This is a genomic window from Gammaproteobacteria bacterium CG11_big_fil_rev_8_21_14_0_20_46_22, assembly GCA_002796245.1.
Classification (GTDB): Bacteria; Pseudomonadota; Gammaproteobacteria; order UBA12402; family UBA12402; genus 1-14-0-20-46-22.
Genome location: PCWT01000061.1, coordinates 1 through 1,149 on the forward strand (window position 1 = coordinate 1; position 1,149 = coordinate 1,149).

Here is a 1,149-nt window from a genome sequence, read left to right on the forward strand (position 1 = left end):
GCCGTTGATATCCATCAGTTGCTGATAATAACGATCGAACGATGTGCCCTTTATTTGGTAACTGATCTCAAAGGGCACATAATTATCGGTAACAGGCTCTTGCCAACAGTACTGCGGCACGCCCGGCTCATTATCGCAGCGAGTGACATAGGAGACGTTAACCGTAGGCGGCCGATTCCATTCAAAATGGGTCGGTGGCAAACAGTTGCCAGCGCCGGTATCAGCGCATTCCTGAATGGATAACAGGTAGTTTTTCTCTTCAAGTACATTGGAATTAAAATAATTCAAACGGTATTGGCGGTAAATAGCGCCGTCCAGCAGTACGTCGACAGTGTTCAGCAGTTTGCTCATGGCGACTCGTTTTTGCGCCTGCCAACCCACCGCGATCTTGGTATTGTCAACATAATTAAGGACGACTTTGGCAAAGGGCGCAGCGCCATTGGCGCGCCCGGTGTAATGCACCTCGGTCAGATAATGCTCGCCCAGCACCTGATCTTCGGCGTACTTAAACAGGATGTAGTTTCCTTTGACGTCCTTGATGGCTTTTAACGCCCACAACCTGGCGATATTGCTACCTGCAGACGTATCGAAAAAGGCATCTTCGCCATTTTCGGGAACGTTGCCATAGCTTTTGGCTATCAGCGCTAAGGATCTGCCCGTAGAATCATTGCCTGTTACCGCCGTCAAAGCACCATAGTAGTGAATTTCACCAGATCGGGTTTCAACCGTCAGTGCACGCGGGCCTTGCCCAGCAGCGCCATGCTGACGGATCAAGTTAAAGCTGTCGAGTTCGGTATGAAACTGACTGCTTAGGCTCCAATAGATCGCATCGGTAACGGCTTTGTCATTGCTTGACCCGTTTCTCACCAGACGCTGGCCATTGAGACACAGCCTGTCCGATGCGCTAAAAGAGACATTCCCTTGCACCGTATCAACCGCAAGGTTCTTAGGGCAACGCGAAATGGCCGATGCTCCGGCAAAGCCCCAGCCAGCGCCCATATAACCATCACCGCTGTTGCTACTGTAACTAAAAGCCAGCTCGGGTTTTACCCCGGCAATACCTGCGGGCAAAGATAACGGCATGCTATAGGTGGCCGAGCCGGATTCGTCTACCCGAAATTCTCCGCCACTCAGCGCATTGATCGACGG

The 1,149-nt window shown here is 51.5% G+C and carries 1 protein-coding gene; it reads right to left on the reverse strand.

Annotated features, from left to right (window positions below):
* A partial coding sequence (locus tag COV52_08325; GenBank protein PIR10583.1) for a hypothetical protein occupies nt 1-1,149 on the reverse strand: 1,149 nt, incomplete at both ends.